20 protein-coding genes and 1 tRNA gene are annotated in these 20081 nt (G+C 66.2%); 18 read left to right on the forward strand and 3 right to left on the reverse strand.

What is annotated here, in order from left to right:
- Positions 1-6 precede the first annotated feature (6 nt).
- Both DFP89_RS17350 and DFP89_RS17355 read left to right on the forward strand, forming a co-directional pair.
- Positions 7-321, forward strand: coding sequence for a head-tail joining protein (locus tag DFP89_RS17350; protein ID WP_114350640.1), 315 nt, complete (start codon positions 7-9; stop codon positions 319-321).
- On the forward strand, positions 318-941 hold the full coding sequence (locus tag DFP89_RS17355) for a DUF6441 family protein (protein WP_114350641.1): 624 nt from the start codon (positions 318-320) through the stop codon (positions 939-941). The genes DFP89_RS17350 and DFP89_RS17355 overlap by 4 nt, the downstream gene beginning before the upstream one ends.
- Before the next feature lie 21 nt (positions 942-962).
- On the opposite strand, the gene DFP89_RS17360 is transcribed toward DFP89_RS17355, so the two are convergent.
- Positions 963-1442: a hypothetical protein gene (locus DFP89_RS17360; protein WP_114350642.1), complete on the reverse strand. Its 480-nt coding sequence runs from the start codon at positions 1440-1442 to the stop codon at positions 963-965.
- A gap of 3 nt (positions 1443-1445) precedes the next feature.
- Complete coding sequence (locus tag DFP89_RS17365) at positions 1446-1967, reverse strand: hypothetical protein (protein ID WP_114350643.1); 522 nt, start codon at positions 1965-1967, stop codon at positions 1446-1448.
- A gap of 86 nt (positions 1968-2053) precedes the next feature.
- On the opposite strand from DFP89_RS17365, the gene DFP89_RS17370 reads away from it, so the two are divergent.
- From DFP89_RS17370 to DFP89_RS17440, 16 genes are all read left to right on the forward strand, one after another.
- Entirely contained in the window at positions 2054-2473 is a 420-nt protein-coding gene (locus DFP89_RS17370) for an acyl-CoA transferase (protein ID WP_114350644.1), read from the forward strand.
- A gap of 22 nt (positions 2474-2495) precedes the next feature.
- Positions 2496-3434 carry a phage tail tube protein gene (locus DFP89_RS17375; RefSeq protein WP_028031135.1) on the forward strand — a complete coding sequence of 313 codons (939 nt, stop codon included), beginning with the start codon at positions 2496-2498 and terminating at the stop codon, positions 3432-3434.
- Between the two features lie 2 nt (positions 3435-3436).
- Positions 3437-3874, forward strand: coding sequence for a hypothetical protein (locus tag DFP89_RS17380; protein ID WP_028031134.1), 438 nt, complete (start codon positions 3437-3439; stop codon positions 3872-3874).
- 68 nt (positions 3875-3942) lie between these two features.
- The gene (locus tag DFP89_RS21055) at positions 3943-4104 is read left to right on the forward strand and encodes a DUF7697 family protein (protein ID WP_425452680.1); all 162 of its coding nucleotides are present in this window, start codon (positions 3943-3945) and stop codon (positions 4102-4104) included.
- Positions 4097-6559, forward strand: a complete 2463-nt coding sequence (locus tag DFP89_RS17385) for a phage tail tape measure C-terminal domain-containing protein (RefSeq protein WP_114350645.1) — start codon at positions 4097-4099, stop codon at positions 6557-6559. The genes DFP89_RS21055 and DFP89_RS17385 overlap by 8 nt, the downstream gene beginning before the upstream one ends.
- Positions 6559-7185, forward strand: coding sequence for a DUF2460 domain-containing protein (locus tag DFP89_RS17390; protein WP_114350646.1), 627 nt, complete (start codon positions 6559-6561; stop codon positions 7183-7185). Before DFP89_RS17385 ends, DFP89_RS17390 begins: the two co-directional genes overlap by 1 nt.
- Positions 7182-8066, forward strand: a complete 885-nt coding sequence (locus tag DFP89_RS17395) for a DUF2163 domain-containing protein (protein ID WP_114350647.1) — start codon at positions 7182-7184, stop codon at positions 8064-8066. The genes DFP89_RS17390 and DFP89_RS17395 overlap by 4 nt, the downstream gene beginning before the upstream one ends.
- Positions 8063-8497, forward strand: coding sequence for an NlpC/P60 family protein (locus tag DFP89_RS17400; protein WP_114350648.1), 435 nt, complete (start codon positions 8063-8065; stop codon positions 8495-8497). Before DFP89_RS17395 ends, DFP89_RS17400 begins: the two co-directional genes overlap by 4 nt.
- Positions 8498-8530: 33 nt before the next feature.
- Entirely contained in the window at positions 8531-12529 is a 3999-nt protein-coding gene (locus DFP89_RS17405) for a baseplate multidomain protein megatron (protein WP_114350649.1), read from the forward strand.
- A 21-nt stretch (positions 12530-12550) separates the two neighbouring features.
- Positions 12551-14473, forward strand: coding sequence for a DUF2793 domain-containing protein (locus tag DFP89_RS17410; RefSeq protein WP_114350650.1), 1923 nt, complete (start codon positions 12551-12553; stop codon positions 14471-14473).
- 25 nt (positions 14474-14498) lie between these two features.
- A complete protein-coding gene (locus DFP89_RS17415; RefSeq protein WP_114350651.1) occupies positions 14499-14807 on the forward strand; it encodes a hypothetical protein in 309 nt (102 codons plus the stop codon).
- Between the two features lie 73 nt (positions 14808-14880).
- Positions 14881-15555, forward strand: a complete 675-nt coding sequence (locus DFP89_RS17420; protein ID WP_114350652.1) for a YcbK family protein — start codon at positions 14881-14883, stop codon at positions 15553-15555.
- Complete coding sequence (locus DFP89_RS17425) at positions 15552-15797, forward strand: hypothetical protein (protein ID WP_425452679.1); 246 nt, start codon at positions 15552-15554, stop codon at positions 15795-15797. Before DFP89_RS17420 ends, DFP89_RS17425 begins: the two co-directional genes overlap by 4 nt.
- A 22-nt stretch (positions 15798-15819) precedes the next feature.
- Positions 15820-15951: a hypothetical protein gene (locus tag DFP89_RS21060; protein ID WP_281271219.1), complete on the forward strand. Its 132-nt coding sequence runs from the start codon at positions 15820-15822 to the stop codon at positions 15949-15951.
- Positions 15952-16249: 298 nt separating this feature from the next.
- Positions 16250-17281: an AAA family ATPase gene (locus DFP89_RS17435; protein WP_245948850.1), complete on the forward strand. Its 1032-nt coding sequence runs from the start codon at positions 16250-16252 to the stop codon at positions 17279-17281.
- Complete coding sequence (locus tag DFP89_RS17440; protein ID WP_114350655.1) at positions 17274-19775, forward strand: S8 family peptidase; 2502 nt, start codon at positions 17274-17276, stop codon at positions 19773-19775. Before DFP89_RS17435 ends, DFP89_RS17440 begins: the two co-directional genes overlap by 8 nt.
- Positions 19776-19956: 181 nt before the next feature.
- Here the strand turns inward: DFP89_RS17440 and DFP89_RS17445 are convergent.
- Positions 19957-20033, reverse strand: a tRNA-Met gene (locus DFP89_RS17445).
- Between the last annotated feature and the right edge of the window lie 48 nt (positions 20034-20081).

Raw genomic sequence — 20081 nt, forward strand, 5'->3', positions numbered from 1 at the left:
CCACCCATGTCCGTCTTTGCCGCCGCCATGGACCGCATCTTCACCCAGGCTGACATGGCGGCCCCGGCCCTCTGGATCTCGGCCACCACCTCCGAGGAACGCCCGATCCGCATCATCCGCCGCGCCCCGGATCGCGTGACCGACTTCGGCGCTGGCCGGTTCGTCAGCGACACGACGGTGGTGGATGTCCGTGTGGCAGACCTGCCCGCCCCGCGTCCGGGCGACGTGATCGTCATCGGCGCGGACAGCCATGTCATCCAGGGGGAACCGCTGAGGGATCGCGAACGGCTGATCTGGACGCTGGACCTGAGGCCAGCATGAGGCTTAAGCTGGAAATCAGCCCCGACCTCGCCGCCCTGATGCAGGCGGAAATCGCTGCCGGTGAAAAGGCCGTCACCAGCGCCATGCGCGAGGCGGGCGCGAGCCTGAAAGTCGCCTGGCGCGGCCAGATCACCGGCGCAGGCCTCGGCAAACGGCTCGGCAATTCGATCCGGCTGGCCACCTATCCCAAGGGCGGCGAAAGCCTGAACGCCGCAGCGCTGGTCTGGTCGAACGCGCCGGTGATCGTCGGCGCGCATGACACCGGGCCGCTGATCCGGTCGCGCAACGGGTTCTGGCTGGCCATCCCGACCCCCGCCGCTGGCAAATCCACCCGCGGCGGACGGATCACCCCCGGCGAATGGGAACGCCGCACGGGGCTGCGGCTGCGCTTCATCTACCGGCGCAGGGGTCCGAGCCTGTTGGTGGCCGAGGGGCGGCTGAACAGCAAAGGGCGCGCGGTGGCATCGCGCGCCAAGACCGGTCGCGGGCTGACGACGGTACCGATCTTCCTGCTGGTGCCGCAGGTCAAGCTGCGCAAGCGGCTGGACCTCGCGCGGGATGCGGAGCGGGCCATCGACGGCGTGCCGGGGCGGATCGTGGCGGGGTGGGAAAGGCTCTAAGTCTCGTCGATAGCCAAGGCTTCAGCTTTGGGTCCACAGCCTCGATGTATCAACCCCGGCTCCTTCCAATCTGGACCTCGCTGCTTCCAACACCGCAGGTTCGAAGTGGCTGGCATGCTTGAGAACAAGCGCTTCTCCGGTTAGCTCCGGCAATCCTCGCTCGATCAGCATGTTGAAACCGTCCGTTGGTGCCTTGCTGACCGCAAAATCGATCAACGTCTGCATTACACCCACCCGGTCGATCTTCTGTCGGGTGCGCGAAAGCCTGACTGTCTTGCCGCGTTCATCTCGCAGGATTTCTTCGAAGGCGTGGATCGTCTTCCAGAAGTCATGCTCGATGCTGCCGGGTGCCTCTTCGGGCAGGATTTCGACCAACCGCCTGAATGCCGCCTCTTCGACCTCGGGGACGCCCAGCCGCTGTGCGTTTTCGCGCAGGGTCCGAAGTTTTGCCGGATCGGTGGCAACAGCAATCGATGCGAGGACTTTCTTGTGGTCGGCCATGGGTCAACTCCGCGCAATGCGTGACGAGGCGGAAGTCCCCAACTTCAAGAGCGTATAGCTCTTGATGGGCTGGTCCTTGACGAACGCTCGACGTGGCTTTCCGGAGTCGTCCAGCAACGGTTCCGCGTCGATGGCGTGCTTGATGTACCAGCCGAGATACATGTTCAGCGGCGTCTTCTTGGGCGCGCCATCGGTCAAGGCAGGAGCACCAATGACCTCCTCATAAAGCGCTCGAGAGGCCGGATCGGCCATCAACTCGCCGAACACCGTCAGCGTGAAGTGTTCATCGAACCGGCCGGAATTGAAGACATCACGAGCTTTCTGCTGTGCGACCGAATAGAGCGCTTTGGTATCGTCCAATTCTTTTTGCCGCTCCGCAGAAAGGTAAGGATAGACCGCATCTTCAAGAGCACGCTGCATGAACGCAGATGGATCGATGCCTGCCTCGGCCGACAGTTTCTGGATCAGTTCGTGAATGTCGGTTTTCAGGCGGAATGAAACCCGGGTCGTATTTTCGGAAACCATCGCGAATCTCCACAAGGTGCGAACACCTGTGAAACTACCCGATGCACCCTCGCCCGTCAACAGGGTGCGGACACATGTGAGAAAGAATGGCCACCCGCGAAACAGTCCTCGCCGCGCTGCATGCGCGGCTTCAGCCGCTGGCCGCCCTCGCCCTGCGCGACGAGGTGCTGCCTGAGCGGATCCCCTCGGCCGGGCTAATCATCCTGCGCGACGGCCAGCCGGGCGAGCCGGAAGTGACGCTGTCACCGCTGCGCTACCACTACCAGCACCGCGCTGACTTGGAGGTTGTCGTCCAGGCGGGCACCGGCCGGGCCAGCGCCTTCTATGACCTGATCGCCGCCATCGGCACAGCGCTGGAAGCTGACCGGACGCTGGGCGGCCTCTGCGACTGGGTCGAGCCCGAGGCCCCGGCCTCGGTCGATCTGCCCGTCGAGGGCGCAGCAGCCCTGAAGGCGGCGGTGATCACCGTCGTCCTGCATTACACGACGACCGGCCCTCTGGCCTGACACCCTCACATAGGAGACCCCCATGGCACGCGCACACGGCGCGCGGGCGCAGATGGCGCTTGCGTTCGAAACCGTCTACGGCACCCCGCCCGCCAGCGGTTATCGGCTGATGCCTTTCGCCCGCACCACACTGGGCGCGGAACAGCCGCTGTTGAACAGCGAACTGCTGGGCTACGGCCGCGATCCCCTCGCGCCCATCAAGGATGCCGTCACCGCCGATGGCGAGGTGGTGGTGCCGATCGATGTGGAGGCCTTCGGCTTCTGGCTGAAGGCGGCTTTCGGCGCCCCGACCACCACGGGGACCACGCCGAAGACCCACACTTTCCAGTCGGGCAACTGGTCCCTGCCTTCCATGGCCATCGAAGTCGCCATGCCCGAAGTGCCGCGGTTCGCGATGTATGCGGGCTGCGTCATGGACCAGCTTTCGTGGCAGATGAGCCGGTCAGGGCTGCTGACCGCCACCGCACGGCTGATCGCGCAGGGCGAGGCCATCGCTGCAACCACGGCCACAGGCACGCCGACCGCGCTGGGCCTGCAGCGCTTCGGCCATTTCAACGGGGTGGTGAAGCGCAACGGCACCGCCTTGGGCAATGTGGTCTCGGCCGAGATCACCTATGCCAACGGCCTCGACCGGATCGAGACCATCCGCAACGACGGAAAGATCGAGGGCGCCGATCCCGGCATGGCCGCACTGACCGGCAGGATCGAGGTGCGCTTCGCCGATAGCGCCCTCGTCACACAAGCCATCGACGGCACGCCTTGCGAGCTGGAGTTCGCCTACAGCCTTGGCGCGAACGCCAGCCTCACCTTCACGGCCCACGCCGTCTACCTGCCTGTCCCGCGGATCGAGATCCCCGGGCCGCAGGGCATCCAGGCCAGTTTCGACTGGCAGGCCGCTAAAGCCACCAGCCCCGCCCGCATGTGCACCGCCGTCCTCGTCAACACCGTCACGGGATACTGATCATGATCCGTCTGAACCTGTCGAACCGGCCCGAATGGCTGGACCTCCTGCCCGGCCTGCGCGTCCTGGTGGCGCCCCTGACCACGGCGCTGATGGTCTCGGCCCGGGCCGATCCCGCCATCGATGGCCTGTCAGAAACCTCCAGCCAGGAGGACATGGCGCTGGCCATGGCCAAGGCCGTCGCCCGCCGCGCGGTGCTGGAATGGGAAGGCGTCGGCGACGATGACGGCAACCTCGTGCCCGTCAGCCCGGCCGGGATCGACGCCCTTCTCGAAATCTGGCCAGTCTTCGAGGCCTTCCAGGCGCAATATGTCGCCCGCGGCCTGATGCTGGATCAGGAAAAAAACGTCTCCGCGCCCTCGCCGACTGGTCCTTCGGCGGGGGCGACGGCTACTGCGCGGCCTGCGCAGGCCCCTGCCCCGACTGCCCCGCAAGACTGAACCGGCCGCAAACCGTCGAGGGCTGGCAGGTCTGGGACCTGACCCAGCGCCTCGGTGGCCAGCTGCGCATCGCACCGGGGGCCGTCATCGGATGGGACATGGGCGCCGCGCTTTCACTGGCAGAGGCGCTGGGCGTCAACGCCCTGATCGCCGCGGAACTGCTGCCTGAGGTCGAGGCGGTGATGGTGCGCAAACTCAACGAGCAGATGGAAGGACGCCGCAATGGCTGAGAAGAAGGTCTCCGTCCGCCTCGTGGCGGAGGGCGGACGCCGCGTGCGCGCGGAACTGGAAGGGGTGGGCGAAGCCGGGGCGAAGGGCTTGGGCCGTCTGTCGCGCGAGATGGAACTGGCGAACACGCGTCTAGCCAGCTTCGCCCGTCGGGCGGGGCTTGCCCTCGGTGCAGCGGCGGCGGCCGCTACGGCTTCCCTCGGCCTGATCGTCCGCTCCACCGCCGAAAGCGCCGCGCAGATCCGTCAGTTCGCGCAGGTCGCCAATGCCACGCCCGAGGCGTTGCAGCGCTGGTCGGCAGGGGCGCGGACTGTGGGTATCGAGCAGGAGAAGCTGGCCGACATCCTGAAGGACGTGAACGACCGCGTCGGTGATTTCCTGCAGACCGGCGGCGGGCCGATGGCGGATTTCTTCGAGAATGTCGCCCCGCGCGTGGGTGTGACGGCCGATCAGTTCGCGCGGCTATCGGGGCCAGAGGCGCTGCAGCTATACGTCGACACGCTGGAGCGGGCTGGCCTTAGCCAGCAGGAGATGACCTTCTATCTGGAGGCCATGGCCTCGGACGCCACACGCCTGCTGCCGCTTCTGCGCAACGGTGGGGCGGAGATGGCGCGACTTGGCGAGCAAGCCTCCGACCTTGGCGCGGTTCTGGATGGTGACGCCCTCGAAGCCCTGCGCCGCACGCAACTGGCGCTGGGCACCGTATCCCTCGTCTTCGACGGCCTCCGGAACCGCATCGCCGTGGCCGTGGCACCGACCATCGAGGCGCTGGCCAATACCTTCGTGGCCCTTGCGTCCGATGGCGGTATCCTGCGCTCGGCCATCGACACCCTGATCGGCAACCTCGGGCGTCTGGCGTCCTATGCCGCGGCATTCGCCGCCGTCATGGCTGGGCGCTGGGTGGCGGGACTTGCCGCTGCGGCCCTCTCCGTGCGCGGCCTGGCCACCGCTTTGGTGTTCCTGCGCGGCGCTCTGATCCGGACCGGCATCGGGGCGCTGATCGTCGGCGCGGGAGAACTGGTCTACCAGTTCTCGCAGCTGGTGGCCCGGGTCGGCGGTGTGGGCGAGGCGTTTCGCCTCCTCAGCGATCTGGCCCGGGAGGTGTGGTCGCGCATCGGCCTGTCGCTGGACGCCGCCCTCGCGCGGATGGCGGCCGGATGGGAGGGGCTGAAGGCGGCGGGCCTCTCGGCGCTCGAAGGCACTATCGCAGGCGTCGTAAGCTTCGGCGACCGGACAGCCGCGATCTTCCAGGGGGCTTATGACGCCGCCGTCGCGATATGGGGCAGTCTGCCGGGTGCCATCGGCGACTTCGCCTTCCAGGCTGCAAACGGGCTGATCTCGGGCGTCGAGGCGATGCTGAACGGCGTCGTCACCCGCATCAACAGCTTCATCGAGACTCTGAACGCGGCCCTTGCTCTGTTGCCTGAGTGGGCCACGGGCGAAGGCGGGGTGCGGATCGGCATCCTCGACCCGGTGGAACTGGGGCGTATCGGCAATCCGTTCGAAGGAGCCGCGACCGCTGCTGGTGCCGCCGCCGCGGATGCCTTCTCGGCTGCGCTGTCGCGGACCTATCTCGACCCACCCGATCTCGGGCTCGGTTCGATGGTCGACGATGCCCGCGCCCGGGCCGACGGCTATCGCGAGGCGGCCGGAATGCTCGTCGATGCTGCCGGTCGGCCATTGGCCAGCTGGCAGGCGCTGAAGGATGCGGTGACTGGCACGGGGACGGAGGCGGAGATCGCGCTGGCGGATGCGGCTGGCGCGGCCGATGCCCTGACAGCCGGGCTGAACGACACCGCCACCGCCGCCGAGGGTGCGGGCGGTGCCGCACGCGAGGCCGGGGCTGCGGCCGCCGAGGGCGCGGACGCGGCCCTGACCGGCTGGCAGGCCGTCACCGCCGCACTTGCCGACTATGCCGCCAAGGCGCGCGACATCGGTGGGGATATCGGCGGCGCTCTGGTGGGGGCCTTCCAGAGCGCCGAGAATGCCATCGGTGACTTTGTGAAGACCGGCAAACTCGATTTCCGCGATCTGGTCACGTCGATGATCGCCGATCTGGCGAAGCTCGCGGCACGTCGCTTCATCCTCGGCCCGATTGCGAACGCCCTTTCCGGGGCTCTGGGCGGGGCGGGTGGGATTTTCGCGAACATCCTGCATGCGGGCGGGATGGTCGGTGCCCCTGGTCCCGGACGCATGGTCCCGGCGCTGGCCTTTGCCAATGCGCCGCGCATGCATTCCGGCGGCTGGGCCGGGCTGCGACCCGACGAGGTTCCCGCGATCCTGCAACGCGGGGAGCGTGTGCTGTCGCGCCGGGAAGCCTCGGGCTACGGCCAGGCGGGCGCCTCGACCGTCAACATCACGATCAACGCCCGCGACGCCGAAAGCTTCCGCCAGTCCCGGACGCAGGTCGCCAGCGACATCGCCCGTGCCGTCTCGCTGGGCCGGAGGGGGATGTGATGGCCTTTCACGAGGTCCGCTTTCCGGACAACATCAGCCGCGGGGCGCGGGGCGGTCCCGAACGCCGCACCCAGATCGTCGAGCTGGCGAGCGGGGCCGAGGAGCGCAACGCCAGCTGGGCCAACAGCCGCCGCCGCTATGATGTCACCTACGGCATCCGCCGCGCCGACGATCTGGCGGCGGTCGTCGCCTTCTTCGAGGCCCGCAACGGCCGCCTGCACGGCTTCCGTTTCAAGGACTGGGCCGATTTCAAGTCCTGCCTTCCATCGCAAACGCCGGGGCCAGCCGATCAGCCGATCGGCGCCGGGAACGGGGCGGCCACTCTGTTCCAGCTGACCAAGCGCTATACCTCCGGCGCGCAGTCCTGGACCCGCGCCATCACAAAGCCCGTCGCGGGAACCGTCACCATCGCCCTGAACGGTACGCCCCAAGCCTCCGGCTGGTCGGTCTCGACCGCGACGGGCTTGGTGACCTTCACCACCGCCCCGGCCTTGGGCGTCGCCATCACCGCAGGCTTCGAATTCGACGTCCCCGTCCGCTTCGACACCGACGCCCTCGACGTCACCCTCGACCTCGAACGCCTCGGCTCCATCACCTCGATCCCCCTAGTGGAAATCCGCACATGAAGTCCCTGAACGCCGCTTTGCAGGCCCATCTCGACGAGGGGACGACGACGCTGGCGTGGTGCTGGCGCATCACCCGCGCCGATGGCGTGACCTTCGGTTTCACCGACCACGACCGGACGCTGGCGTTCGACGGCACCGAGTTCGAACCGGAAAGCGGGCTGACAGCCTCCGAGGTGCGGTCGGGGTCGGACCTGTCCGTCGACGCGCAGGATGCCCAAGGGGTGCTGTCGTCAGATCGGATCACCGAGACCGACATCCTCGATGGCCGATGGGACAATGCAGCGGTCGAGGTCTGGCGCGTGAACTGGTCGGCCCCGGCGCAGCGCGTACTCCTTCGACGCGGGGCCATTGGCCAGATCCGGCGCGGGCGGCTCGCCTTTGTGGCCGAGGTGCGCAGCCTCGCCCATGTGCTCGGCCAGACGGTCGGGCGGACGTTCCAGGCCAGCTGCGATGCCGCGCTGGGCGATGCGCGCTGCGGCGTGAACCTCGAGGCCCCAGCCTTCAAGGGCAGCGGCGCGGTCATCGATGTGCTGCGCGAGCGGGCCTTCACGGCATCGGGCCTCGCCAGTTTCGCGGCGGGCTGGTTTGCCTTCGGCCTCGTCGAATGGTCGACCGGCGCGAATGCCGGGCGGCGGGTCGAGGTGCTGTCGCACGACCTCGTCGACGGGGTGGCGATCGTGACCCTGCTGGAAGCGCCAGTGCGCCCGATCACAGCGACGGATGCCTTCGTGGTCCGGGCGGGCTGTGACAAGCGGAACGCCACTTGCGGCACGAAGTTCGCCAATGTCGCCAACTTCCGGGGGTTCCCGCACATCCCCGGGCAGGATGCAGTCCTGCGTTACGCGACGAAGGACGGCGGCCATGAGGGAGCGGTGTTGTGAAGACCGCCGATCCATCCCTGGTCATCGCCGTTGCGCGGTCCTGGCTTGGCACGCCCTATCACGACCAGGCCAGCTTGCGCAGAGTCGGCTGCGACTGCCTCGGCCTCGCGCGCGGTGTCTGGCGCGAGGTCGTCGGGCCGGAACCGTTCCCGATCCCGCCCTACAGCCGGGATTGGGGCGAGACCGGGCCGAGGGAGGTGCTGGCGCAGGGCGCGCGACGCATGATGCCGGAAATCGCACCCGCAGATGCACCACCCGGCGCGCTGGTCCTGTTCCGGATGATGCCGCGCGCCATCGCCAAGCATGTCGGGATCCTCACCGGCCCCGACACTTTCCTTCACGCCTACGAACGGCTGGGCGTGATCGAGGAACCGCTGACACCAGCATGGCGACGCCGCATCGCCTTCGCTTTCGTCTTCCCCGCACGCTGACCACCACAACCCTTCGAACCCTGAGTTTCCGCAATGGCCACGCTTGTCCTCGGCGCTGTCGGTTCCGCCATCGGCGGGGCATTCGGCGGCGCGATCCTCGGCTTCTCTGGCGCCGCCATCGGTGGCTTCATCGGCTCGACCATCGGTTCGGTCGTCGACAGCTGGATCGTGTCCTCGCTGGCTCCGGAGCAGAAGATCGAGGGCCAGCGCCTCGACAGCTTGCGCATCACGTCCGCGACCGAGGGGGCGATCATCCCGCGCCTCTACGGTCGCATGCGCATCGGTGGCAACATCATCTGGGCCACGGATTTCCGCGAGGAGACGAAGACCACGACGCAAGGCGGCGGCAAGGGCGGTGGCGGCGGGAAGGTCCGGACCACCGAATACCTCTACTACGCCAGCTTCGCGGTCGCGCTCTGCGAGGGTCCGATCACCGGCATCGGGCGCATCTGGGCGGATGGCAAACCACTCGACATGACCGGCATCACCTGGCGCTGGTATCCCGGCAACGAGACCCAGACGGCCGATCCGTTCATCGCGGCGAAGATGGGGGCCGCCAGCACCCCCGCCTACCGTGGGACAGCCTATGTCGTCTTCGAGGAGCTGCCGCTCTCGACCTACGGCAACCGCCTGCCGCAACTGTCCTTCGAGGTGTTCCGGCCGCTCGCGGATCCCGACACCGCCGAGGGGCTGGTCAAGGCGGTGACGATGATCCCGGCCTCTGGCGAGTTCACCTATGCGACGGAAGCGGTCCGCAAGACGGTGGGCGCCACGACCACGGTCTTCGGCCAGACCACCGGCGGGACGACCTCGGCCGAGAACCTGAACGCGCTGCCCGACGAGACCGACATCGTCGTGGCCCTCGATCGGCTGCAGGCCATGGCCCCGGCCGTGGAAAGCGTCAGCCTCGTCGTCGCCTGGTTCGGCAACGACCTGCGCGCGGGCAACTGCACCATCAAGCCCGGCGTGGAGGTGGCGACCAAGGTCACCAGCCCCAAGGTCTGGACGGTCAATGGGGTCTCCCGCGCTGCAGCCCATCTCGTCAGTCGCGACGTCGAGGATAGGCCGGTCTATGGCGGCACGCCTGCCGACTTCGCGGTGGTGCAGGCGATCCGCGAGATGAAGGCGCGCGGGCTGCGTGTGACCTTCTATCCCTTCCTGCTGATGGACGTGCCGCTAGGCAATACACTGCCCAACCCCTATTCGATCAACGCCGCCACGCCCGGCCAGCCCAGCTTCCCCTGGCGGGGCCGGATCACCTGTTCCCCGGCGGCAGGCTATGCCGGGACCGCGGACAAGACCGCCGCTGCGGCGACACAGGTCTCCAGCTTCTTCGGCGCGGCCACCCCGGCGCAGTTCGCAGTATCGGGCGACAACGTGAACTGGACCGGCCCTGCGGGTGACTGGGGCCTGAGGCGCATGATCCTGCACTACGCCCATCTCTGCGCGGTGGCGGGCGGCGTCGATGCCTTCCTGATCGGCACCGAGATGCGGGGCCTGACCACGATCCGTTCCAGCGCCAGCGCCTATCCGGCCGTGACCGCCTTCAAGGCGCTGGCGGCGGATGTGAAAGCCATCCTCGGAGCGGGCACGAAGGTCGGCTACGCCTCCGACTGGTCGGAATACTTCGGCCACCAGCCGGGAGACGGCACGGGCGATGTTTATTTCCACCTCGACCCGCTCTGGTCGGACGCCAACATCGATTTCATCGGCATCGACAACTACATGCCGCTGTCGGACTGGCGCGACGGCTTCGGCCATGCCGATGCGCTGCAGGGTTGGCCCGCGATCCATGACCGGGGATACCTGCAGACCAACATCGCCGGTGGCGAGGGCTTCGACTGGTTCTACGCCAGCGCCGCCGACCGCTCGGCCCAGATCCGCACACCAATCACCGATGGCGCTGCAGGCAAGCCGTGGGTGTTCCGCTACAAGGATCTCGCCGCCTGGTGGTCGAACCCGCATTTCAACCGGCCGGGCGGGGTGGAGAGCGGCACGCCCACCGCATGGGTGCCGCAGTCGAAGCCGGTCTGGTTCACCGAACTGGGGTGCCCCGCCATCGACCGGGGCACGAACCAGCCGAACGTGTTCTTCGACCCGAAGTCGTCGGAGAGCTTCACACCCTACTTCTCGCGCGGCTGGCGCGACGACGCCATCCAGCGCGCCTACCTCGAGGCCAGCTATCTCTGGTGGGGCGAGAGCACGAACAACCCGACGTCGTCGGTCTATGGCGGCCGGATGGTCCATGTCCCCGAATGCGCCGCCTGGACCTGGGACGCGCGGCCCTATCCGTTCTTTCCGGAACTGACCGGCGTCTGGACGGACGGGCCGAACTGGCGACTTGGCCACTGGCTGACCGGGCGGCTGGGCGCGGTTTCGCTGGCCGCCCTCGTGCGCCACCTCTGCCTGCGCGCTGGGCTGGCGGAAGACCTCATCGACGTCTCCGGCCTCTGGGGCGCGGTCGAGGGCTATGTGATCGGCGCACTCGAAAGTCCGCGCGCCTCGATTTCCACGCTGGCCCGCCACTTCGGCTTCGACGCCATCGAGACCGAGGGCGTGATCCGCTTCGTTATGCGCGGGCGGGCATCGGTCGCCGCGCTGGCCATCGATGATCTCGTCGCCATTCGTGACGGCGAGGCCTTCGAACTGACACGCGCGCAGGAGACAGAGCTGCCCGAGGCCCTGAAGTGGCAGGTCGCGCGGGCGGACGAAGATTATGACGCGGCGCTGGTCGAGGCTCGGCGCATCACCGTCGACACCACCCGCATCTCCTCGGAAAGTTTCCCGATGGCGATCCCGCCAGAAGAGGCCGAACGCCGCTGCCGTCGCGCGCTGATGGAAGCTTGGATCGGCCGGGAAAGCGCCACCTTCCGCCTACCGCCCTCAAAGCTGGCCCTCGACCCCGCCGACGTGATCCGGCTCGCCCATGATGGCCGCGAAGTGGAATTCCGGCTGGTGTCCGTCGCCGATGCCGAAGCGCGCGGGATCGAGGCGGTGCGGCAAGATCGAGCCGCCTACGATCTTCCACCCGGCGATCCGCGCCCGGCCTCGCTCGCCAGCCCTGTCGTCTTTGGCACACCGGAAGTGGTGATGCTGGACCTGTCGCAGGTGAGCGAGGACCAGCCCGCGCATCGACCCCTGATCGCTGCCCATGCTAGCCCCTGGCCGGGCGAGATCGCGGTCTTCCGCAGCGCCTCGACGGACGGGTTCGCGCTGCTGACGACCTTCGGCGGTCGCGCGCGTATCGGCACGCTGGCCTTCGATTTCTATTCGGGCCCCACCTCACGCTTCGATCTGGGCAACGCGCTGGTCGTCGATCTGCTGTCGGGGACGCTCGAGAGCGTGACCGACGTCGCTCTCTTCGGCGGGGCAAATGCCCTCGCGGTCGAGACTTCGGCCGGGGTGTGGGAAATCGTCCAGGCAGGCGCGGCCGAGCTGATCGCCCCCGGCCGCTACCGACTGACCCGCCTCCTGCGCGGTCAGCGCGGGACCGAGCACGCGATAGGCAACCCGGCCCCGGCCGGAGCGCGGGTCGTAGTGCTGGATGCAACGCTGGCATCGCTGCCCATCGCCGAGGCTGACCTTGGCTTGCCGTGGAACTGGCGCGTGGGCCCGGCCGCGCGCGCGGTCAGCGATGCGAGCTACGCCGCACTGGGCTTCACCCCGACCGGGCGGGGCCTTGTCCCCTTCGCCCCGGTCCATGTCGCGCAGCCGTGGCGCACGGCCCGCAACCCGGGCGATCTGACCATCCGCTGGACGCGCCGGTCCCGCGCGCTGGTGGCCGATGCCTGGGAACAGGTCGAGGTGCCATTGGCCGAAGACCTGGAAAGCTACGACGTCCAGATCCTCGACGGGGCCACCATCAAGCGCACGCTCACCGGCAGCACAACCTTCGTCCTCTACACCGCCGCCGAGCAGACCGCCGATTGGGGCGCACCGCTCGGGCCCAGCCAGACGCTGGCCATCCGCATCTTCCAGCTCTCGAACCGCCTCGGCCGCGGCACGCCTGCGGCCGTCACGCTGCAATTCTGACCCCAACCCACGGGAACCCCCATGTCCGAAACCACCACCCATCTGGGCCTGCCCTACCTTCTGGCCGCGCAGGCGCAGAAGCACGTCACGCACAACGAGGCGCTGCGCCTGCTCGATGCCATGGTGCAGCTGTCGGTCCTCGACCGCACGCGGACTGCACCGCCCGCAAGCCCCGCCGACGGCAACCGGCACCTGGTGGCCTCCGGAGCGACCGGCATCTGGGCCGGGTGGGATCTGAACATCGCCTTCTGGGTGGACGGCGCGTGGATCCGGCTGGTGCCGCGCACCGGCTGGCTCGTCTGGGTCGCGGCCGAGGGCCTGTTCCTCGTCTGGACCGGCAGCGCCTGGGAGGTCGTGGGCGAGCCGCGCGACGTCTCGGACGCGGTGTTCAGCCTGGTGAACGACGTCGATCCGACGAAGAAGGCGACCTTCTCGCTGGCGGGGATCGCAACGGGCACGACCCGCAGCTTCACGCTGCCCAATACCTCGTCAGAACTGGCAATCCTCGCGGGCACTCAGACCTTTACCGGCAACAAGACTTTCTCGGGCACGCTGACCGCTTCCGGGACGGTGACCACATCCGGAGCAACAGCCACCATCGGCACGTCCACCGGCACCGCGACCTATGGCATGGGGACAGGGGCCACGACGACGGGCGTGACCAAGACCGTCAACCTCGGAACTGGTGGCGCGTCGGGATCGACCACCGTCGTGAACATCGGCTCCGCCTCCGCCGGAGCGGGTGGGACGACGGTCATCAACACGCCGACCGTCACCTTCGCCAATGCCGTCACGCAGGTCGGCATGCCGCAAGCAAACCTGACGGCGCAGCTGCTCGGCCTCGGCGGAGCGACGGCCGACAGCTACAACCGGCTCTCGGTCAACACGCCCGCGGTCCTGCTGAACAACGCGGGTGCCGGGATCGAGGCGACGGTGAACAAGGCGGCCCCGGCGAACGATGCCGCCTTCGCGTTCAAGACCGGCTTCTCGGCCCGCGCCCTGATCGGCCTCCTTGGCAACGATGACTTCAGCTTCAAGGTCAGCCCGGATGGCTCGGCCTTCTTCGATGCCTTTAGGGTCGACCGCACCAGCGGTCAGGTAGAACTGCCGCAGCCCACGGTCTTGCCAGGTCTGGCCGCAGCGCCATCGCCGCCGCCCGCAGGCAAGGCCGCCCTCTATGCGCGCAACCGCGCCGGGGCGCCGTGGATCGACGTGATGCGCCCCTCTGGCCGGGACTTTCCGCTCCAGCCGCATTTCGGGGTGAACCGGATCGCGAACTGGGCGCCTTCGACCGGCACGACGATCACCAGCGAAGGCCTGCCGATCACTTCGGTCGGCACCGTCTCGCACCCGACGCTGGCCGCCACGAACCTTGCAGCCTCCATGCGGCGCTGGCGCCTGACCTCGGCGGCCGTCGTGGACTCGGTGGCCGATCAGCGCTCCGCAGGCTGGGCCTGCTGGCGCGGCAACGCGGCGGGCTTTGGTGGCTGGACCTTCGTCACGCGCCTGTCCCTCACGACTCTGCAAGCAACGGGCATGGGTTTTTTTGGCCTCTACGGGTCGACCGCCGCACTGGCCACCACCCTGACGCTGGCCGCCGTAGTGAACTGCATCGGCATCGGCTTCCAGCGCGGCACGCATGCCAACTGGCAGCTGGTCCGCAACGACGGTACCGGCGCGCCGACGCTGACCGACATGGGCGCGAGCTTCGCCATCGCCACGGGTGGCGTTCTGACCCTGTTCATTGCCGCGCCGCCGAACGGGTCATCCGTCTGGGTGCGAGTTGTGGACGAAGTTTCCAGCGCGGTCTTCGAGCAGGAGATCACCGCCGACCTGCCCGCCGCGACGCAGTTCCTGTCGCCGCGGCTGTTTCTCAACACCGGGGCGACAGCCGGAGCCGTCGTCTACGACTGCGCCGGGGTCTACCTGGAAACCGATTTCTGAACCTCATGACCGCGAAAGGACCATCATGAATGACCAGACCACCCTGACCAGCGAGGTCGCGCGGGCCTTTCGGGACCACGGGATCACCGCCGCACTCACCGCCCTGATCGGCGGCACCATCGCCCTGATCGCGGCGATCACGCGCAAGGCCTTCACCAACGAGGCGCTCTTGGACCGCCTCGACCGGGAACTGATCGCCGACCGGGACCGGATCGACCGTCAGCGCAGCGAGGACCGCAAGGCCGATGGCGACCGCCTCGACCGCATCGAGACCGACATCCGCTCGATGCGGGACATGCTCTTCGACGCCTTCCAGCGCGGCCGATCCGACTGACCGACGAACGACATCACCACCACGACCACATCCCCCGCCCAAGAGGCGGGTTTTTTCATCTGGAGGATCCACCATGCCCACCCTGACCTACCCCCATTGGCGCGATGTGCCCGCACAGGCCTGGCGCTGGCCGAACTTCTCGGCCGCCGAGATTGCCTGCCGCGGCACCGGCGCGATCAAGATCAACACGGACGCCATGGACAAGCTGCAGGCCCTGCGCGACCGCCTCGGCAAGCCGTTGATCATCCGCTCGGCCTATCGCAGCCCGGAGCACAACCGCGCTGTCGGAGGGGCACCGGCCTCGAAGCACATGCAGGGCACGGCCTTCGACATCGCCATGTCGAACCACGATCCCGTGGCCTTCGAGACGGCCGCGAGGGCGGTTGGGTTCCTCGGCTTCGGCTATTACCCCCGCTCCGGCTTCATGCACATCGATCTCGGGCCTGCCCGATCCTGGGGCGATCCTTTCCCGGCGCGGCCCGTTCCCTTTGCCCTGGAACTGCCACCGGCGCGCGAAGTTCTGTCGGAAAGCCGCACCCTGCGCGGTGGCGGTGCGGCGGGTGCAGCCACTGTCGGCGCGGCAGGGGTGGAGGCTGTGAGGGGCGTCCTCGCCGAAACGCAGTCAACGATCCAGCCGCTTGTGCCCTACCTCGACACGCTGCGCTGGGTGCTGATCGTTATCGCGCTGATCGGCATCGCCGTCACCATCTACGCTCGGCTCGATGACTGGAAACGGGGCCAGCGGTGATCGGCTGGCTCCTCACCCATGGCCCGGCGCGCAAGGCGCTGGGCCTGATCCTCGCCGCCGCAGCGATCTTGCTGTTGCTCCTGAACCTGCGCCGCGCTGGCGAACACGCTGGGCGCGCCGCCGAACGGCTTGATGCCCGAGAGAGAAACGATGCCATCCACCGCCAGATGCTCGACGCCGCTGCCCGCCGCCCTCCTGATCGCGATTCTCTGGCTGACCGGCTGCGCGATGGCAGGTTCTGAGACCCGCGCGCCATGTCCGCCCGTGGTCGATTACACCAGTGCGGAGCAGGCGGGCGCCGCCGACGAGGTGGAGGCCCTGCCGGAAGGTGCCGTTCTCGTCCGGATGCTCAGCGACTATGCCGTACTGCGCGATCAGACGCGGGCGTGCAGATGAAACACGGGCCGGGCGAAGCCTCCATAGGAAGCTCGGTCGCCTCGACCGCAGCGCATCGCCCGGCCCGGTTCATGGATTCACGCTGTCAACGAGCGGCAGGGATTCGCAGCGGGTTGATGATGTCAGGTGCGGCCCTGCTTGTCCCGCATGGCGATGGGCACAATTGTGCCCATGCCCGCCACGCCGACGAAGACAAAGACAGAGACAGCATTGGGCAGCGCAATGAGGGCTAGCGGTCGGACGGTGCGACCTCAGGGAGCTTTCCAAATCAGCCGGGCTGAACTATTCTAGACCAAAAATGAAGACCGGCTGGGGCAACGCAGTGTCAAACGCAAAGCAGATACTGGCGATGCTGAGGAGCAAGGCCGAGGGCGACGAGGAGCAGTTCTACTCCATCGCGCTGCAGGTCGCTGCCGGAGAGGCGCGCCAAGGTCATCGTACGACCGCGGAGGAAATTCGCGCAGCCGTGGATGCAGCACGATCACAGCGCGGCACAAAAGCTTCAGTCCCGATCGCGTTTTCGCGACCCCGCGGCGACCTCGACAGCCTCCTTGACCTCAGGGAACCCAGAATTCGGCTTGCCGACGTCGTCCTGAGCTCACCAGTTAGGGCACATCTTGACGCGCTCGTTCTGCAGCAGCAGCGTAGAGACTGGCTTAGAGAACATGGAAAGACGCCCAGTCGGCGCATGTTGTTTGCTGGGCCTCCTGGCTCGGGGAAGACGATGACAGCGGAGGCGCTGGCCGGCGAGCTGAGATTGCCGCTCTTCGTCATCCGCTTGGAAAGCATCATTACTCGTTTCATGGGAGAAACGGCGGCAAAGTTGCGGCTCGTGTTCGACGAGGCGCAGAAACGTCGCGGTGTCTACCTTTTCGATGAGTTTGATGCCGTTGGCAGCAACCGCATGGCGACAAATGACGTTGCCGAGATGCGTCGCGTGCTGAACAGCTTCCTGCAGTTCATGGAAGAGCCTTCCGCCACTGACAGTGTTCTTGTGGCAGCGACCAACCACCCATCGCTTCTTGACCGCGCATTACTCAGGCGCTTCGATGAAGTGCTTCGGTTCGAAATGCCCACGCACGAGGAAGTACGTGCCATCATCAAGGCGCACCTGTCGCCCATGAAGTACCCCAAGCTCGCTTGGAAAACCATTGAGACCGCGGCCAATGGTCTGAGCCAGGCCGAGATTGCCCATGCGGCCGAAGAGGCGGTCAAAGCGGCCATTCTTTCCGAGAGAAATAGCATTTCCACCACCGATCTCTCGCACCAACTTCAGAAGCGGCAGGACATGAAGACAGTGTTTATCGACGACAAGGGTTCCATTGGCTGATTACGAGCACCGACACATTGATCTAAGTGGTTTGGCCGATGTGCGTGACTACAAGTCGCCCGGCAGCACCCCGCGGCAGCGCACTTTGCAGCGAATTCGCGAAGAACATGGCCGCAGGGTCGTTGCAGAGCTCAACGCTGCGTTCAACGTTGCAGATCGTGGCCGCGAAGCGTTGGATCTTCCGGACGGCGCATTTGCACCGGATGGCGTATACATCGAAGTTGAACTTGCACCGTCGGCGGGCCCAACAACGCTTGAGAAGAAGCGCGAAGGCACAAGACAAGGTGCAGTGACGATCTCGGAGAATGGAGCGAGGCGGATTGCGCTTTTCGTTCCAGATGATACCCGCGATGTGTTTGAGGCCGTTTTTCGCGACTACGCGTTCGCTGATGTCGAGCCAGGCGCTGAACCTCCGAAGAAGACTCGTGTCGAGCCGATCGAGCATATTCGGACTGCGCGTCTGCAATCCTTCTGGCGCGATGACCCAGCTGCTTTGCCGGAAGGGGCGCAGGCGGAGATCTGGTGGGCACTTTGGTGCTTCAAGGATCGGCTTGATCGCGTTGAAGACGTAGCGTTGCGACTTGGTCTGACAGTGGGATCAGAAGAGACGCGGCTACAGTTCCCGGAAGTGGTCGTTCTGCCGGTATTCGGTCGGCGCGCAGCAATCGAGCTGCTGCTATTTTCGACTGGTGGTGTCGCGGAAATCAGGCGGGCCACAGACACACCCACGGTTTTCACTGATCAGCTCACTGAGATGGTCAATGACTTTGTCGATGACCTTGCCGAACGGACATCGTGGCCTGGTAGTGATGCCCCTGCAGTTTGCCTCCTCGACACTGGCGTCAATCGCGGCCATCCGTTGATCGAACCAGCTCTTGCGCCAGCTGACATGCATGCTGTCGCATCGGAATGGGGTATAGATGATCACAGTGATATCGGGCACGGATCGGGCATGGCCGGTCTTGCAATGCACGGAGATCTGACTGCCCGCCTCGGTGATTCATCGTGGCCCATGTTGAGGCATCGACTAGAGTCCGTGAAAATCCTCCCGCCTGACGGGTTCGATCCGAATGATCCCTTCTCCTATGGTGCCATAACCACGTCAGCAGCATCGCTTCCGGAAATCTCCGCTCCGGATCGCGTGCGGGTCTACTGCATGGCAATCACCAACGAGGATCGTTCCGGGGCCGAACCGACCGGCTGGAGTTCAGCCTTAGACCAGATCAGTTCCGGCACCGACGCAATCGACGAAGGTCCTGATCACATCCGCCGCCTGTTCGTTCAAGCGCTTGGGAACATCCGGGACAATTCGAGGGCGGAAGAGATCGCAGACGGCGATGCCTTCCCTGGCGAGGATCCAGCGCAGGCGTGGAACGCACTGACGGTAGGTGGCACTACCATCAAGTCGGAAATCGCGGAGAGAGGATACCGGGACTGGTCCGGCTGGGCGCGACCCGGAGAGCGCAGCCCCTACAGTCGAACAACAACACTTTGGCGGTCAAGCCAATCTCCCATTAAGCCTGAGATCGTCTTTGAAGCAGGCAACCGTGCTCTCAGTCGCTCTGGATCGGAGGCGGTCTCCGGTCTCCCGTCTCTTTCGTTGCTTACGACGTCGAAATCTGTTGGTGCCAACTCAGTCACGCCGTTCTGGGCCACAAGCGCAGCCACAGCACAGGCCGGTCGGATGGCTGCCCGCATCATGGCGGAGCATCCCGATTACTGGCCTGAAACAGTACGTGCTTTGATGGTCCATAGTGCGCGCTGGACCCCCCATATGCTTGGTGAGTTCAACGGCTCCGCGTCGAAGAGTGACCGAAAAAACCTCGCAAGAAAGTATGGCTACGGCGTGCCGGATTTGAAGCGCGCCTTGGCGTCGGCATCGAATGACCTCGCCCTCGTCGCTCAGAGGTACATTCAGCCATTCAGGATTGAAGATGGGAGTGTTCGGTTCAGCGACTCCCATGTTTATCGCCTGCCGTGGCCACGTGATGTTCTTGAAGGGCTCGGCGATCAAAGCGTGCGCCTGAAAGTCACTCTATCGTATTTCATCGAGCCTAACCCAAGCTTTGCCAGCGCGATCGACCCCGCTCGATATCAGTCGTTTGGCCTGCGCTTTGATTTGAAGCGCGCCAGGGAAACCGATGGGAACTTCCTTCGACGCGTCAACAAGGGTGATCGGGATGAGGACGATCCGCGCCCGGTGAATGAAGACAACGACGGCTGGTTCTTTGGACCGAAATCCATCTCCGCGGGATCGATCCACAGCGACACCTGGGAAGGCAGTGCGGTCGAGCTCGTCGAACGGGACCTAATCTACGTCTATCCGATATCAGGTTGGTGGCGAGAACGCCGCGCACTTGGTAGAGCGGCAAGCAAAACGCGGTATTCTTTGGTGGTCGGGATCGAAACGCCTGAGCTCGACATCGATCTTTTCACGCCTGTTTCGATCCAAGCCGCCGCGCTAGTGGCAGCAGGTACAAGCATCGAGGTCTAGCACTCGGTGGCTAGCCGCCGCGGCTGCCACTCGCAATGCCTGCCGCAGCCTGCGGCTGCACGCTTATCCGTGCTGCTGCGGCTTTTCTGGTGTCGTGTTGATGTGGCGTTGATGTAGACTGCAAACGACAAAAGCCGAGCGTTTAGCTCGGCTTTGAAGTCTTTGATAGTATTGGTATTTTTGGTTGCGGGGGCAGGATTTGAACCTGCGGCCTTCAGGTTATGAGCCTGACGAGCTACCGGGCTGCTCTACCCCGCGCCAATTGCATCGCGGATCTTTGCGGTGCGGTATTTCATCGTGTCAGAG

Source organism: Paracoccus lutimaris, assembly GCF_003337565.1.
Lineage (GTDB): Bacteria > Pseudomonadota > Alphaproteobacteria > Rhodobacterales > Rhodobacteraceae > Paracoccus > Paracoccus lutimaris.

Bases quoted from the DNA above. Each gene is read 5' to 3' on its own strand.
- DFP89_RS17360 (WP_114350642.1), bottom strand. From the start codon at position 1,442: ATGGCCGACCACAAGAAAGTCCTCGCATCGATTGCTGTTGCCACCGAT.
- DFP89_RS17410 (WP_114350650.1), top strand. From the start codon at position 12,551: ATGTCCGAAACCACCACCCATCTGGGCCTGCCCTACCTTCTGGCCGCG.
- DFP89_RS17390 (WP_114350646.1), top strand. From the start codon at position 6,559: ATGGCCTTTCACGAGGTCCGCTTTCCGGACAACATCAGCCGCGGGGCG.
- DFP89_RS17385 (WP_114350645.1), top strand. From the start codon at position 4,097: ATGGCTGAGAAGAAGGTCTCCGTCCGCCTCGTGGCGGAGGGCGGACGC.
- DFP89_RS17365 (WP_114350643.1), bottom strand. From the start codon at position 1,967: ATGGTTTCCGAAAATACGACCCGGGTTTCATTCCGCCTGAAAACCGAC.
- DFP89_RS17355 (WP_114350641.1), top strand. From the start codon at position 318: ATGAGGCTTAAGCTGGAAATCAGCCCCGACCTCGCCGCCCTGATGCAG.
- DFP89_RS17405 (WP_114350649.1), top strand. From the start codon at position 8,531: ATGGCCACGCTTGTCCTCGGCGCTGTCGGTTCCGCCATCGGCGGGGCA.
- DFP89_RS17370 (WP_114350644.1), top strand. From the start codon at position 2,054: ATGGCCACCCGCGAAACAGTCCTCGCCGCGCTGCATGCGCGGCTTCAG.
- DFP89_RS17380 (WP_028031134.1), top strand. From the start codon at position 3,437: ATGATCCGTCTGAACCTGTCGAACCGGCCCGAATGGCTGGACCTCCTG.
- DFP89_RS17415 (WP_114350651.1), top strand. From the start codon at position 14,499: ATGAATGACCAGACCACCCTGACCAGCGAGGTCGCGCGGGCCTTTCGG.
- DFP89_RS17395 (WP_114350647.1), top strand. From the start codon at position 7,182: ATGAAGTCCCTGAACGCCGCTTTGCAGGCCCATCTCGACGAGGGGACG.
- DFP89_RS17350 (WP_114350640.1), top strand. From the start codon at position 7: ATGTCCGTCTTTGCCGCCGCCATGGACCGCATCTTCACCCAGGCTGAC.
- DFP89_RS17375 (WP_028031135.1), top strand. From the start codon at position 2,496: ATGGCACGCGCACACGGCGCGCGGGCGCAGATGGCGCTTGCGTTCGAA.
- DFP89_RS17435 (WP_245948850.1), top strand. From the start codon at position 16,250: ATGAAGACCGGCTGGGGCAACGCAGTGTCAAACGCAAAGCAGATACTG.
- DFP89_RS17420 (WP_114350652.1), top strand. From the start codon at position 14,881: ATGCCCACCCTGACCTACCCCCATTGGCGCGATGTGCCCGCACAGGCC.